The organism is Streptomyces sp. NPDC001617 (assembly GCF_053596855.1).
In genome coordinates this window covers 71,180-85,220 of the sequence record NZ_JBSFHA010000001.1, presented here as the reverse complement: position 1 = coordinate 85,220, position 14,041 = coordinate 71,180, and the positions used below count along the sequence as shown (strand labels likewise).

Sequence of the window (14,041 nt, the reverse complement as noted above, 5' to 3'; positions counted from 1 at the left end):
GCCCCGCTCGGCGAGGTGCTCACCGCCTACCTCGGTTGCCGGGCTGGGGCACGGTGTCGTCACGGCGCCGGTCCCGGTCGTCGTCCGTACGGTCCGTGCGGAGGGCCAGCACGGGACATGCGGCCACGGCGCGGCGGGCGTGGGCGTGCAGGCGGGAGGGAACGGTCGTCTGCTCGAGGACCGGGTAGCCCCATTCGTCGAGGCCGATGAGTTCGGGGAGGAGTTCGGCGCACAGGCCCTGTCCGGTGCAGGCGGTGCGGTCGATGCGCAGGGTCCGGGTGCGGGTCATCGCCATGTCTCCGGGGGAGTGGCCGGGGGGACGGGGAGCCGGGGCGGCCGCTGAGCGGCGGGGCAGGTGCCGTGGGTGAGGTGGTGGTCGACGTCGTCCGCGAAGCAGTCCAGGGCGGAGGCGGCGAGGCGGGCGGCGCCGTCGGGATGGCGGCAGGCACCCCGGTCGGGCAGCAGGCCGGTACGCCGGCGCAGCCGGGACAGGAGCACCGTGTCGGCCTGTCCGGCGGCCAGGACGGCGAAGTCCTCGGCGACCGCGGGCAGTCCGAAGCGGCAGGGGCCGCACTGCCGGGCGCTCTGCGCGGCCAGGTGGGCGAGGATCCGGGCCGTCTCGGTGAGCCCGCAGGCGGCGCGGGGAAGTGCGACGACCACGCCCGCGCCGGGCCCGGCACCGAGCGGGGCCAGGTCGTGCCGGGTGAAGGGCGTGCCCAGGTGCTCCGCCGGGAGCCAGGTGCCGCCGAAGCCGCCGAGCAGCAGTGCCCGCAACGGTTCGGTGGCCCCGCCGGCGCGGTCGAGGACCGTGGTGAGCGGGGTGCCGAGACCGACCTCCAGGACACCGGGAGCGGCGACCGCACCGGAGACGGTGACCAGCGTGGTGCCGGGTTCGTCCGGCGTCCCGGCCTGCCGGAACCAGCCCGGGCCGTAGTGGGCGACGAGGGCGAGATGGGCGAGGGTCTCGGCGTTGTGGACGAGCGTGGGGCGCCGTCCGACACCGCGTTCGTGGCTGCGCGGCGGGGTGCTCAGCGGGCGGGCCTCGCCCCCGTTGAGCCAGCGCACCAGCGACGTCGACTCGCTGGAGACGTACGCGTGCGGAAGCGCGTGCAGATACAGGGCGACCTCGTCGAGACAGGCGTCCCGGCGCTCGTCCATGGCCCGGCTCAGCTGCCAGTACTGGGCCGAGCGGACACGCGGCACGCACACGTGCACGGTGTCGGCGCCGACCGCCTCCGCCGCCAGGACGGCCCCGTCGAGAACGAGGTGCGGCGCGATGGCGAGCAGGAACTGGTCCTTGCGGCTTGCCGGTTCGCTCTCCATGGCGTTGACGACGACCACGGGACGCCCCCGCCCCCGCGCCACCGCGCGCAGCTTCTCGGCGGTCGGGAACCCGGCGCCGCCGCGCCCGGTGAGGCCGGCCGCCTCCAGCGCCCTGATCAGCGGCGCGGAATGGCGGTTGCCGCGCACCGCGGTGATCGGCGGCGAGCCGTAGCGGCGCAGGTGGTCGGTCAGATCGGCGGGCCGTCCGGTGGCGTACCAGCCGGACAGGAGACGGGTGTCGGTGGCCGTACCGGTGGTGGGAGCGGAGAGGTTCACCGGCCGCCTCCGAGGTGCAGTGCCGTCGCGGTGGCCGCACGGTGGGCCCAGCCGGGCTGCAGTGGTCCGGTGGCCAGGAACGCGGTGAGCACGACGGGTACGGCCCCTGCGCCGACCGCGGCGACGAGACGCCCGACAACCCGCCCAGGACCGGCTTTCGCCAGCCGCCACCACACGGCCCCGACCACCGAGGCCAGGCATCCGGCGTAGAGCCACAGTTGGAGGGAGAGCCGGGTGTCGCTGCCCGTTCCGACGCCGTGGAAGAGCGCGAACGGCCAGGCCGCGTACGCCAGCCAGTGCACCGCCTTCCAGCGCCGCACCCCCATCCGCAGCCGTACCGCGCTGGTCACCAGCACGGCCAGCAGCAGATCGAACGCGACCGTGCCGAGCCCGAGCCACAGCGGCCGGTAGGACGCGCCGAACGGCATCACCGTCACCGCCCACCCCAGGTGCACATACGGATCGAGCACCGCGGTGACCACGTGCAGGACGAGGAACACCAGGGTGAGCAGGGACAGGTTGCGGTGCAGCAGGCCGATCTCGAAGCGGCCGATCGTGCGGGGTGCGGCACGTCCGCCGGAGGCGACGCCCACCACCACGGTGGCGGTGAGCAGCAGCAGCGCCAGGGTGCCGCCGACGCGACTGGCGTACCAGAGCGGGCTGCCCACGAGGGCCAGGGTCGTCATCGCGGTCCTCCGGAAGCCGGTTCTTCGGGGGCGGGGGTGCGCAGGGCGGGGGGTTCGGGCGTGGGTGTGCGGCGGACTGGGGTTTCGGCGGCCGGTGGCTCGTGCGCGGCGTTGTCCGGTGGCCAGCCGCCGAGGTGTACGACGTGTCCGTCCGTCGCGACCAGCCGGGCGGGCAGCCCGGTGCCGCGCAGCCAGTCGACGGCCGCATGACCTCGTACGATCGCCGCCGTGCTCGCGGTGTTGGCGTCCACGCAGGTCGCTGCCGCGACGGTGACGGTGCGCCAGACCGGAGCGGCGGGTTCGCCGGTGGACGGGTCGACGATGTGGTGCACGGCGCGTCCGCCCCGCCGCCAGGTGCGCACCCGGGTGCCCGAGGTCGCCAGCGCGCCGACGGTCACGGTGACGGCCGGGCAGCCGTCCGGCACCGGCCGGGAATGGTCGTCGGCGAGAGCGATCCGCCAGCCGCCGTCCGGCGCGGATCCGGCCGCCGCCAGGTCACCGCCCAGGTTGACCAGGACACCGCAGCCGGCGACGGCGGCGGCTCGGCGCGCGGCCCGGTCGGCGGTGAGGGCCTTGGCGGTGGCGCCCAGGTCGAGGGACGTGTGCGGGGGCAGGCGCAGCGTTCTGGTCCGCGGGTCCCAGGCGATCCGACGCCATCCGGGAGCGGGCCGGAACACCGGCAGGGGGCGGGCGTCCTCGGGTCGGACGGAGGCGAACGTACGGTCGTAGCCGAGTGCGATCACCGCACGGCCGACGGTGGGATCGACGGCGCCGTCGGTGAGCTCGGCCGCCCGCAGTGCGGCCTCCAGCGCCTCGGCGAAGCGCACGCCGACCGTCACGGGGGAGCCGGCCGCCAGGTTCACGCGGGTGAGCTCGGAGTCCGGCCGGAAGCGGCTGCACGTCAGGTCGACGGCCGCGAGTTCGGCCCGCAGGACCGCCTCGGCGGCGGGCAGGGCGGCCGGGTCTGTGACGAGGAGGACTGCCGTGGTGCCGAGGGCGGGGAACGCCACTTCGGCGGGAGGGATCGCGCTGGCGGGATCCGCCGTGGGGGTGGAGGCCGGGGTGGTGGGACGCGCTGCGGCAGTCGAGGCCCTCGCGTCGGCCGGGGTCGTCATGATGCCCCTGTCGTGGTCTGGGGTGGTTGCGGGGTGGGTGCGGGCGCTTGTGCGGGGGACTGCAGGCCGGGCTGGGCCGCTCCTCCGTCGTCGCCCTCCTCGCCGCCGTCCTCGCCCTGATCGTCTCCGCCCGAGGCGTGGGTGGCAGCGGACGGGGAGGGCACCGCCGGGTTGTGCGCGGCCGGGCCGGCGGGGGCGGGCGAGGCCGAACTCCCGGGCAGCACATGGGTGTAGACGGTGCCCAGGGCGGCCGCTCCGGCGACGGCGGCGCCCGCGATCCACACGGTCAGGCCGCGGATCCGCGTCAGGCCGCGATCACGTGCGCGCGCCGCGCCGGCGGGCGGGACGGGAGACTGGTCGAACTCGTGAGGCGGATACGACATGGCAGCGGCTCCTGGAGGATCGGCGGCCCGGGTTCGGCTGCTTGCACTTCCAGCCTGTGCGGCCGCCACCCCGGAATCCGCTCACGTCTCCTTCAGAACCGGTAAAGATCTCGGCCCCGCCGAAGTCCACAGCGGCAGTTCCAGTACGACGGTCAGCCCGCCCCCGGGAGTGTCCTCCAGCCGTACGACACCTCCGTTGGCGGTGACGAGCCGATGCACGATGGCCAGCCCCAGCCCGGTGCCCCTGGCCTCCGGATTGCCGAACCGGTGGAACGCCACCGCCTTCGCCTCCGCCCCCATACCCGGCCCGTCGTCCCGCACCCGTACCTCGGCCGAAGGCCCCGCCGACCGCAGCCCGACCGTCACGCTCCCCCCGTCGTCCACGGCGTCCAGCGCGTTCGCCACGAGATTGTCGAGGACCTGCTCCAGATGGCCGACACCCACCGCCGCGGTCAGCGTGGACCCCGTCGACGCCGTCAGCCGTACGCCCCGCTCCTCGGCCACCGGCGACCAGGCGGCCACCCGCTCCTCCACCACCTCGTCGACCCGTACGGCGACCCGTCGGGGCGTCGTCTGTTCGGCGCGCGCCACCGCCAGCAGCCCGTCGACCAGCCGGGACAGCCGGGCGATCTCCACCTGGGCGGCGGCCAGCTCCGCCGCGGTGTCGCCCTCGGCGCCGGCGGCCAGCACGTCGAGGCGCAGCCGCAACGCGGCGAGCGGGGTGCGCAGCTGGTGCGAGACATCGGCGATCACGGCCCGGTGGCCGTGCACCAGCGCCTCCGTACGGCCCGCCATCGTGTTGAACGTGGCCGCCAGCCGCCGTACCTCCGGCGGCCCGCCGTCGACGGCCGTCCGCTCCCCGAGTTCGCCCTCGCCCAACCGTTGAGCGGCCGCGTCCAGCGTCGACAGGGGCCGGCTCACCCAGCGGGCCAGGCGGACGGACAGCAGCACGCACGCGGCGAGCCCCAGCGCGCCGATCCCGGCGGACCAGCCCCAGATCGCGGCGACACGGGCGTTGAGCGGCCCCGCGGAACGGGCCAGCACGACGGCTCCGGCGGGCTCCCGGACATCGCCCGCCGGCTCCGCGGCCAGCAGCCGTCCCTCGTTCTCCGGCGGCTCGGGCTCGTGCCCGGCGAGCACCCGCTCCACCAGTTCGTCGGACTCGCCGCCCCGGGCCGCAGCACAGGGCGTACTCGCGACCAGGCGCGCCTCGTCGTCGTACACGGCGGCGCAGTCCCCCGCCTCGGCCGCGGCGGCCAGCTCCTTGCGCATCGCGGCGGCAGAGCGGTGGTCGGAGAGATACTCCTCGGACGCGGCGGCGATCACTCGGGTGGCCGACCGCTGGTCGTCGCGGAAGGACACCCGTTCCCGGGCCGTCATCAGTACCCCGAGCGGCACCACCGCCAGCACCAGCAGGACGGTGGTCAGGGCGAGGAAGGTCAGGGTGATCCGGCGGCTCACGGCGGCTCCTGGGACCCCGGGCCGGCAGCGATCGCCCCGAGCCGGAAGCCGTGCCCGTAGACGGTCTCGATCAGCCCGGGCACGCCGAGCTTGCGGCGCAGGGCCGCGATGTGCACGTCCAGCACCTTGGTGGGGCCGTACCAGTGGGCGTCCCAGGCCCGCTCGAGGATCTCCTGCCGGCTCACCGTCCGCCCCGGATCGGCGGACAGGCACTCCAGGATCCCGAACTCCTTCGGGGTCAGCGCGACCGTCCGCCCCTCCACCGACACCTGCCGGGTGCGCAGATCGACCGCCAGCGGCCCGTGGCGCAGGATCTCCGGCCCGCTGGGGCGCCGGCGGCGCAGCACGGCACGGATGCGCGCCATCAGCTCGGCCAGCCCGAACGGCTTCACCAGGTAGTCGTCGGCCCCCTCGTCCAGGGCCACGACCCGGTCCGCCTCCTCACCGCGGGCGGTGACCGCGATGATCGCGGCGTCCGATCGTGCCCGCAGCCTGCGGCACACCTCGACGCCGTCGATGTCCGGCAGCCCGAGATCGAGCAGGACGACATCGGGAGACGGCGCCGCCAGGGCCGCCCGGCCGGTCCGGACGCCCTCGACCGCGTATCCCGCCTGGCGCAGCCCGCGCACCAGGGAGTCCGCGATGCCCCGATCGTCCTCCACGACCAGCACCCGTGTCTCCGACACGCCGTTGACCTGCCCGTTCATGCCTACGACCGCCTCCGGCCCAGTGATCCGCCACCCGTCCCCACACTTCAGCCTGCGGTGCCACCGAGCCTGACGAAAGGGGCCGTTCGACCCCCGACTTCCCGGGTCCTCCGTACGACGGCCTCGTTCACGGACGCCTCCCGGAGCGATCAGCCACCGGGCGGGTCCACCGGGGCGCCGGCCGCGAAGGCCATTCCCGCCCCGCCCGGGCCGAGCACGATGCCCGACGTCCAGCCGTGGACCGGTGCCTCGATGATCGACCGGAGCAGTAGGCCGGGGGTGGGGGAGGTACCGAAGGTCCCGGGGAATGCCCTGGTGGCCGTCCCGACGCGCCCGTGCGAGACGGAGAGTTGAAGCGTGATGAGGGGCACCCCGCGCACCGGACGTGCAGCCGGACCGCAGCGCTGTGCCTCCCCGTCTCGTCGTCAGCCAAGGGAGCTGAGAACCATGTCCTCATCCGTCACCCTGCGCGGCGTGCTCGGCCTGAACGACCGGCCGGCCGCGCTCAAGGACTCCGTACTGGTCATGATCGACTGTCAGAACACCTACCGGCAGGGCGTCATGCGCCTGGAGGGTGTCGAGGGCGCGCTCGCCGAGGCGGCCCGTCTGCTGGCCCGCGCGCGGGCGGTGGGCATCCCGGTCGTCCACGTCATGCACGACGCGGGCAAGGGATCTCCGTACGACATCACCGCCCCCGTCGGCCGGATCAGCGACGAGGTCGCACCCCGGCCCGGGGAACCCGTCGTCGTCAAGCACTTCCCCAGTGCGTTCTTCCGGACCGATCTGGAGGAGCACCTGCGGTCGACGGGGTACAGCGACCTCGTCCTGGCCGGGTTCATGACCCACATGTGCGTGAACTCGACCGCCCGTGACGCTTTCAACCTGGGCTACCGCCCCACGATCGTGGCCTCCGCCACGGCAACCCGGGCGCTGGCCGGAACGGGCGGCACGACGGTGTCGGCCGCGGAGCTCCAGGAGGCGTCCCTCGCCGGCGTCGCCGACCTCTTCGCCGTGGTCGTCGGCAAGCCCGACGACATCCCCGACTGAGACGCGCTCCCGCCCGCAGGAAAGGAGGAGCGGCGATGAGGTACTGCAGGATCAAGGACGTCATGACCCACGAGGTCGTGCGTACCGGCTCCGACACGACGTTCAAGCAGATCGCTCGGCTGCTGTCGGAGCACCGCATCAGCGGACTGCCCGTCGTCGACAGCGAGGACAGGGTCGTCGGAGTGGTCTCCGAGACCGACCTGCTGCAGCATCAGGCACATCAGAAGGGGGGATACGGACGCGGGCACGACCGTCGTCTTCCGAAGGTGACCCGTTCGGCCCGTACGGCCGCGGCCAAGTCCCGTGCCGGGAACGCGGAGCACCTCATGACCCGGCCCGCGGTCACGGCCGACCCGGAGCAGTACGTCACGGAGGCGGCGCGGATCATGCGCGAGCACCACGTGGAGCGGCTGCCCGTGGTGGACGACAAGGAACATCTGATCGGCATCGTCACCCGAGGGGACCTGCTGCGGGTCTTCCTGCGCCCGGACGAGGACGTCCGCCGCGACGTGATGGAGCAGGTGACCGGAGGGATCGGCATTCCCCGCCACCTGGTGGACGTCACCGTCGACGCGGGCGTGGTGACGCTGCGGGGACACCTGGAGCGGCGGCACGACGCGGAACTGGCGGCGCAGATCGCCGGTCATGTGGATGGTGTCGTGGCGATCAGGGACCGCCTCACCCACCGCCCGGTGGGTGCTCGGCCGCGCACCGTGAGCGGGACTCACAGCCACATGTGAGGCCAACGCGTCGACGAAGCGACCGGCGGCATCAGGGGCACCTACGCCTCATCGCCTCATCTGGCAAGCGGGAACGCGGCCCCGGCCGCATCGGCGACGGGGGCCGCGTGGGGTGTCCGGAGGCGCTTGTGTCAGGCGATGGTGACGGTGTCGTCGAGGTAGACGTCCTGGACGGCATGGAGGAGTTCGACGCCTTCGGCGGTGGGCCGTTGGAAGGCTTTGCGGCCGGTGATGAGGCCGGTACCGCCGGCGCGTTTGTTGATCACTGCCGTGCGGACGGCCTGGGCGAGGTCGCCCTGGCCGGCCGAGGCGCCACCGCTGTTGATCAGCCCGACGCGGCCCATGTAGCAGTTGGCGACCTGCCAGCGGGTGAGGTCGATCGGGTGGTCGGTGGTGAGCCTGTCGTACACCAGGGGGTCGGTCCTGCCGAACTCGAGGGCGCGGTAGCCGCCGTTGTTCTCCGGCTGCTTCTGCTTGACGATGTCGGCCTCGATGGTCACGCCGAGGTGGTTGGCCTGGCCGGTGAGGTCGGCCGACGCCGCGTAGTCCACGCCGTCCTTCTTGAACGCGGAGTTGCGCAGGTAGCACCACAGCACGGTGAACATGCCCAGCTCGTGGGCCCGGGCGAAGACCTCGCTGATCTCCTGGAGTTGACGGTCCGACTGCTGTGAGCCGAAGTAGACCGTGGCGCCGACGCCGGCCGCGCCGAGGTCGAAGCACTGCTGGACGTTGCCGAACAGGATCTGGTCGTAGTGGTTCGGGTAGGTCAGCAGTTCGTTGTGGTTGAGCTTCACGATGAAGGGGATCCGGTGCGCGTAACGCCGCGACACCGCGCCGAGCACCCCGAGCGTGCTGGCGACCGCGTTGCAGCCGCCCTCGACGGCGAGTTCGACGATGTTCGCGGGGTCCAGGTAGCGCGGGTTGGCGGCGAACGCCGATGCCGCGGAGTGTTCGATGCCCTGGTCGACCGGCAGGATCGACACATACCCGGTGCCGCCCAGACGGCCGTGGTCGAAGAGGGACTGCAGATTGCGCAGCACCCGGGGCGAGCGGTCGGTCGCGGCCACCACCCGGTCGACGAAGTCGGGCCCCGGCAGCACCAGGTCCTCCCTGGCAATGCCATGGGCGGTGTGGGTCAGCAGATCCTTGGCGTCGTCGCCCAGCAGGCCTTGGATGTCGGTCATCGTTCCGCCTCTCCTGTCACTGCCGTGTGGATGCACTCTGCGAACTCGTCGCGCATGGCCTCGTCCCGGCGCAGGAGGACCCGGAGCAGATCGCCGCGGCTGACGCCAGGGAGAGCACGCGGACCGCGGACCGCATCGAGTGGTACCCGTGGCCGGTCCTCACCGTTGCGCAGGCCCTGCCAGCTGGACGATGTCGTCGGAGGCGACGTCGTGGAGCCGGATGGCCAGGTCCTCCAGCGCACGGCTGGCGGCGAGCTCGTCGCCGATCTCGGGGATGGAGCGGTCGACGGGGTTCTTGCGGGCCACGCCCCGGCCGGTGACCGTCGACGTGTCCTGAGTGGTGAGCACGGCCCGGGCATGGGTCTCGTCGCCGTCCTCACTGATGAAGATCTGTACGGTCCACTGCTTGGCTTCCATCGTGATCACTCCCGGGCGGAGGGGATGAGGCGCAGTTGCCGGACGGACCGGCTCCTCGGCCCAACTCTCAGCCTGCGCCCCTCTCCGGGCACCCCACCAGGGCCGAACGGCCCGCCGACCGGACGTCATGCGGACGTGGCCGGCACAGCGGCGTCGGCGGCGCTCACCTCCGTCGGGACCGATCCCGGGTCGCCGTTGAACCGCAGTCCCGTGGCGGCCGAGAAGGTGTGGACGGCATCCGGGCGTACCGCCACCCGGACCCGCGCCCCCTTGCCCTGCGTGGCGCGTCCCGGCAGCCGGACGACCACCGGGGTGCCGACCCCGCCGAGCCGCGCGGTCGCGTGGAGGTAGGCGACGGCGCCGGTGTCCTCGACCGCGTCGACCACGAGATCCAGCGCGGGTGCCTTCTCGTCCTCCGGTGAAAGGATCCGGAACTGCTCGGGCCGCACACCGAGCGTGATCTCCCGGGCGCCCTCGGCGGCGGCCGACCGCAGGACGTCATGGGACAGCGGCACGCTGAGCCCGTCCAGCCGGACCCCGTCCGAGGTCAGTGGCAGCCGGAACAGGTTCATCGCGGGCGAGCCGATGAAGCCGCCGACGAAGGTGTTGGCAGGCTGCTCGAACACCTCCTTCGGCGTACCCACCTGCTGCAGCACCCCGTCCTTGAGCACCGCCAGCCGGTTGCCCATGGTCATCGCCTCGACCTGGTCGTGGGTGACGTACACCGTGGTGGTGCCCAGACGGCGCTGCAGCACGGCGATCTGGGTGCGGGTCTGCACGCGCAGCTTGGCGTCCAGGTTGGACAGTGGTTCGTCCATCAGGAACACCTGTGGCTCCCGCACCAGTGCCCGCCCCATGGCGACGCGCTGCCGCTGGCCGCCGGAGAGGGACTTGGGCTTGCGGTCGAGATAGTCGTGCAGGTCGAGGAGGGCGGCGGCCTCCTGAACCCGCTGCTGTACACGGGGTTTGGGCACATGCGCGATCTTCAGGGCGAAGCCCATGTTGTCGGCCGTCGTCATGTGCGGGTACAGGGCGTAGTTCTGGAACACCATCGCGATGTCGCGATCCTTGGGCGGCAGATGGGTGATGTCCCGGTCGCCGATGCGGATCCTTCCGGAGTCGACGTCCTCGAGCCCCGCGAGCATGCGCAGGCTGGTCGACTTGCCGCAGCCGGACGGACCCACCAGCACCATGAACTCGCCGTCGGCGATGTCCAGATCGAGGTCGCAGACCGCCGGCCGGTCCATGCCCGCGAAGCGGCGGGTCGCCTTCTCGAAGGTGACTGATGCCATGATCTCCCCCTCCCGGGAATCTCTCCACCCTCAGCCTGGGACGGGCGTCGGCCCGGGCCCATGATCCGACCGTCCCCTTCCCGGGACGGTCGGCCCCTTCGCCCCACGCAGCGCACGCACTGCTTCGATCGACGTGCCCGTACGACGGCTGCCGACGCCGGCTTCGCTCGTCGGAGGGCCTCCTGCGTCTCGCGTCTCACGTCGAGTCGGCGATGGTGCATGTCCAGCGAGCACCATGCGGTGGGAACTCAGGTGCGGACACCGCTGAATCGTCCGCTTGCCGCGTGGGGGAGTCGGCGGGGAGAGAAAGCTGCTCGACGGCGACGGCCGACCGGACGGTGCGACGGACCGTCGGCACCGTCACGACCGGGACCGTCGCGTGCTGCAGGCAGTCGCGGACGACAGCCCCCGCCGCGGGCTCGCCGTGTGCACCACGGGGCGTGCGCCCGAGCGCCAGCAAAACGGCGCCGTGCGCCTGCCGCACCAGTACGCGTGCGGGTGACCCCTCTGCGACGACGGCACGCACGGCACTGTCGCCGCCGGGCCCGAGCGCCTCGTGGAGCGTGGTGGTGAGCAACCGGACTGCCCGGGCGCGTTGTTGAGCGGCCGTCGGTCGCGCCACGGCGGGGGCGTAAGGGGCGAGCCCGGGGCCGTGCGCCTGCCAGGCGTGCACGGCCACGACGCTCGCGCCCAGGGCGTGCGCCTGGCGGGCGGCCCAGCGCAGCGCCGCCGCCGAGGCCTCGGACCCGTCGACCCCCACCACGATGTTCTTGCCGACGGCACGTTCTGTCATGACAGCCTCCCTCGCCGGATACCCCTCGGCCCACAGTGTCCCGGGGCGGCGACGGCCGGGACGTGGGCCGAGCGGCCCCGTCGAGAGCGCCGAACGGGCCGGAACTCCGAGGGGAGAGAGGCGTCATGAAGGGACCGGGCGTGGCGGGAGTGGACGCGGTGGGGACCGCGCCTGAGGGAAGCCGACCGCCGCGGGGCGGACCTCCAGTCGGCGCACGCCGTAACCTGGCCGTCCGACCTCGTGGCACCCGGCGTACCACCGGGACCCGGACGGTACCGCGCCGCGAGGCGGCGCCGGCGAGCCTGGCACCGTGCTGGAGAGCGAGTCGCGCGCCGCGTCGCTCACAGCGGTGGACGGCCGTCGCCAGGTCCGGTTCGGCGGACTGGCACGCGGCTCGGTCGCCGGACGCGTGACCGCGTTCGGACGCCGCCCGGTGCTCGTCGCACGCGGCCGCACGAACCGCAGCGGCCCCGTCGTCCGCACCGCCGATGCCTCACCGTCCGCCCGTGCCGCGGCCGCGTGCGCATGCGCCGGTGCGCTTTCCGAGCCGCGACGGAAGTACTCCGATGTCAGCGTGCGCACGCAGGTGCCGCGGACGTGCTGTCGGGCTCGGTCGGCTCAGCGGTCCTGCGGCACGCGTCCTGTCCTGGCCGGCCCGGTGTCCCGATCATGGACCGGTCGCGGACCGGTCGCGGACCCGCAACCGCCGGTGAAGCCCTTGTCATGACGTGCTCCATCGGACCATCACGTCGATCCCGTGAACGTGTCCTGATCCAGGGTCCGCGCCACCGTGCGACGGGGCGAGACCGGCCCTTCCGGACCGTACCCGAGGCGGATCACCATCTGGGCGTGCATACGCCCGTCCTCCGGGCCCCGCACCAGCTGTTCGCGCAGGTCGGGCCATTCCATGGCCTGGTGCAGCAGCGAGGCGCGCACCCCATGGAGGGTGGCCACCAGCAGGACGTGCTGGAGGGCCTGACCGGCCCGCAGCCAGTCCGCCCGTCGGTCGTGCGGGGTGGACAGCACGGCGAGGGCCGGGTGGTTCTCGAAGGCACGGGCGGCAAGCGTGGAGGGGTGACGGTGTGCCCCGAAGTCCCGCATCGGGACCCGGTCCCGGTAGTCCTGCGGTCCGACGGCGGTCGGCGGTATCCCGAGCGCCGTCTCGTCCGGCTCCCGGATCCACCGGCGGCTCTCCGCGGCTCGCTCGGCGTCGGCGCGGTTGCGGCGCTCCGCCTCCAGAGTCACCCGCAGCAGCCGGTCGGTCTCCGCGCTCTCCGGGCTGCTCAGCAGGGCACCCTCCGCGAGCGCGGCCTCCGCGAGCTCGGTCCGCAGTGCGGTGGGCAGCGGCCGGTCGGAGAACGGGAAGCGGCTGCTGTGCCGGCGCCACAGGGCGTCGTAGAGCTCGGGAGCCGGCGAGAAACGTGCGGGGCCGCCGAGCCGTACGGCCGCCAGCAGCTCCGGTTCGTCGGGCCTGGGCAGCAGGCGGGTCACCGGGGCCCAGCCGAAGTGCGCCACCGCCAGCTTCAGGTTGAACAGCGCGCAGCCGACCGAGAGGTGCAGGGCACGGCCCGACGGGTCGGCGTGGCGCAGGCCGCGGTCCTGGGCGGCCCGGATCTCCAGGGTGAGCGTGTCCGGGTCGAGCCGGAACCGCCAGGGCTGGGTGTTGTGGACGGAGGGGGCGGCCACGGCTGCCGAGATCAGTTTCTCCAGCGTCGCCACGTCAAGCACAGTGGTGGACATGGGGGCCTCCTCCCCGCCCTGTCACCCAGGGGCGGTGGAACCGGTCGATGACCCTGTCCAGCGTGGTGCCGGCCGCCCCTGCGGGGCAGGGGCCGTACGGCCTCGAATCCCGCCGTAGGGCCCCGGTCGCTCACCGCGCGTGCGGGGCCCCCTGCTCGGGCCGGTCCAGCTGGGAGGCGAGCACCGCGGCCTGCACGCGTCGCTGTACGCCCAGCTTGGCCAGCAGCCGGGAGATGTGGTTCTTGACGGTCTTCTCCGACAGGTAGAGCTGCTTGCCGATCTCCCGGTTGGTCAGGCCGTCCCCGATCAGCGCGAGGATCTCCCGCTCGCGCGGCGACAGGCTGGCCAGCTCGGGGGAGACCTCCGGGGCCTCCGCGGGCTCGGTGCGCAGGGAGCGCATCAGCCGGGCCGTGGTCGCCGGGTCGAGCATCGACTGCCCCGAGGCGACCGTGCGTACCGCCGAGACGAGGTCGGAGCCCTTGATCTGCTTGAGCACATACCCGCTCGCCCCGGCCATGATCGCGTCGAGCAGGGCGTCCTCGTCGTCGAACGAGGTCAGCATCAGCACCGCCAACTCCGGCATCCGGCTGCGCAGTTCGCGGCAGACGGTGATGCCGTCGCCGTCCGGGAGCCGTACGTCCAGGACGGCCACGTGCGGCCGCACCGCGGGAGCGCGCACGAGGGCGTGCGCGACGTTCTCGGCGTCGCCGACCACGCTGATGTCCGGCTCGGCGTTCAGCAGGTCCGACAGACCGCGTCGCACGACCTCGTGGTCGTCCAGCAGGAAGACGCGGATCGGATCCTCCGCCGTGAAGGCGCGTGGCTCGGTCATGTCGACCCCTCGTTCTCAGGGTGTGAGACGGACTGCGGGCCGCCT

The 14,041-nt window shown here is 73.3% G+C and carries 16 protein-coding genes; 2 read left to right on the top strand and 14 right to left on the bottom strand.

Features of this window, described 5'->3' with window-relative positions:
• Positions 1-19: 19 nt before the first annotated feature.
• The 8 genes from ACWC09_RS00450 to ACWC09_RS00415 form a co-directional block, all read right to left on the bottom strand.
• Positions 20-289 carry a ferredoxin gene (locus tag ACWC09_RS00450; RefSeq protein WP_450847006.1) on the bottom strand — a complete coding sequence of 90 codons (270 nt, stop codon included), beginning with the start codon at positions 287-289 and terminating at the stop codon, positions 20-22.
• Entirely contained in the window at positions 286-1,599 is a 1,314-nt protein-coding gene (locus tag ACWC09_RS00445) for an NADH-ubiquinone oxidoreductase-F iron-sulfur binding region domain-containing protein (RefSeq protein WP_450847005.1), read from the bottom strand. The genes ACWC09_RS00450 and ACWC09_RS00445 overlap by 4 nt, the downstream gene beginning before the upstream one ends.
• Entirely contained in the window at positions 1,596-2,285 is a 690-nt protein-coding gene (locus ACWC09_RS00440) for a ferric reductase-like transmembrane domain-containing protein (RefSeq protein ID WP_450847003.1), read from the bottom strand. Before ACWC09_RS00440 ends, ACWC09_RS00445 begins: the two co-directional genes overlap by 4 nt.
• Positions 2,282-3,400 carry an FAD:protein FMN transferase gene (locus ACWC09_RS00435; RefSeq protein WP_450847001.1) on the bottom strand — a complete coding sequence of 373 codons (1,119 nt, stop codon included), beginning with the start codon at positions 3,398-3,400 and terminating at the stop codon, positions 2,282-2,284. The genes ACWC09_RS00440 and ACWC09_RS00435 overlap by 4 nt, the downstream gene beginning before the upstream one ends.
• The gene (locus tag ACWC09_RS00430; RefSeq protein WP_450846999.1) at positions 3,397-3,783 is read right to left on the bottom strand and encodes a hypothetical protein; all 387 of its coding nucleotides are present in this window, start codon (positions 3,781-3,783) and stop codon (positions 3,397-3,399) included. The genes ACWC09_RS00435 and ACWC09_RS00430 overlap by 4 nt, the downstream gene beginning before the upstream one ends.
• A gap of 81 nt (positions 3,784-3,864) precedes the next feature.
• Positions 3,865-5,244 carry a sensor histidine kinase gene (locus tag ACWC09_RS00425; protein ID WP_450846997.1) on the bottom strand — a complete coding sequence of 460 codons (1,380 nt, stop codon included), beginning with the start codon at positions 5,242-5,244 and terminating at the stop codon, positions 3,865-3,867.
• Positions 5,241-5,951, bottom strand: a complete 711-nt coding sequence (locus tag ACWC09_RS00420; RefSeq protein WP_450846995.1) for a response regulator transcription factor — start codon at positions 5,949-5,951, stop codon at positions 5,241-5,243. The genes ACWC09_RS00425 and ACWC09_RS00420 overlap by 4 nt, the downstream gene beginning before the upstream one ends.
• Before the next feature lie 149 nt (positions 5,952-6,100).
• A complete protein-coding gene (locus tag ACWC09_RS00415) occupies positions 6,101-6,322 on the bottom strand; it encodes a hypothetical protein (protein WP_450846994.1) in 222 nt (73 codons plus the stop codon).
• Positions 6,323-6,398: 76 nt separating this feature from the next.
• On the opposite strand from ACWC09_RS00415, the gene ACWC09_RS00410 reads away from it, so the two are divergent.
• On the top strand, positions 6,399-6,998 hold the full coding sequence (locus ACWC09_RS00410; protein WP_450846992.1) for a cysteine hydrolase family protein: 600 nt from the start codon (positions 6,399-6,401) through the stop codon (positions 6,996-6,998).
• Positions 6,999-7,033: 35 nt separating this feature from the next.
• A complete protein-coding gene (locus ACWC09_RS00405; RefSeq protein ID WP_450846990.1) occupies positions 7,034-7,738 on the top strand; it encodes a CBS domain-containing protein in 705 nt (234 codons plus the stop codon).
• Between the two features lie 131 nt (positions 7,739-7,869).
• Here ACWC09_RS00405 and ACWC09_RS00400 read toward each other — a convergent pair whose 3' ends face one another.
• The 6 genes from ACWC09_RS00400 to ACWC09_RS00375 all read right to left on the bottom strand — a co-directional run bounded on the left by ACWC09_RS00400 (position 7,870) and on the right by ACWC09_RS00375 (position 13,996).
• Positions 7,870-8,922, bottom strand: coding sequence for a class I fructose-bisphosphate aldolase (locus ACWC09_RS00400; protein ID WP_450846988.1), 1,053 nt, complete (start codon positions 8,920-8,922; stop codon positions 7,870-7,872).
• Positions 8,923-9,081: 159 nt separating this feature from the next.
• A complete protein-coding gene (locus ACWC09_RS00395) occupies positions 9,082-9,339 on the bottom strand; it encodes a DUF1876 domain-containing protein (protein WP_450846987.1) in 258 nt (85 codons plus the stop codon).
• A 125-nt stretch (positions 9,340-9,464) separates the two neighbouring features.
• Entirely contained in the window at positions 9,465-10,631 is a 1,167-nt protein-coding gene (locus ACWC09_RS00390; RefSeq protein WP_450846985.1) for an ABC transporter ATP-binding protein, read from the bottom strand.
• Between the two features lie 196 nt (positions 10,632-10,827).
• Positions 10,828-11,424 (bottom strand): universal stress protein, encoded by a 597-nt coding sequence (locus tag ACWC09_RS00385; RefSeq protein ID WP_450846983.1) that lies wholly within the window; start codon positions 11,422-11,424, stop codon positions 10,828-10,830.
• Between the two features lie 744 nt (positions 11,425-12,168).
• On the bottom strand, positions 12,169-13,164 hold the full coding sequence (locus ACWC09_RS00380) for an Acg family FMN-binding oxidoreductase (protein WP_450846981.1): 996 nt from the start codon (positions 13,162-13,164) through the stop codon (positions 12,169-12,171).
• Positions 13,165-13,294: 130 nt separating this feature from the next.
• Positions 13,295-13,996, bottom strand: a complete 702-nt coding sequence (locus ACWC09_RS00375; RefSeq protein ID WP_450846979.1) for a response regulator — start codon at positions 13,994-13,996, stop codon at positions 13,295-13,297.
• Between the last annotated feature and the right edge of the window lie 45 nt (positions 13,997-14,041).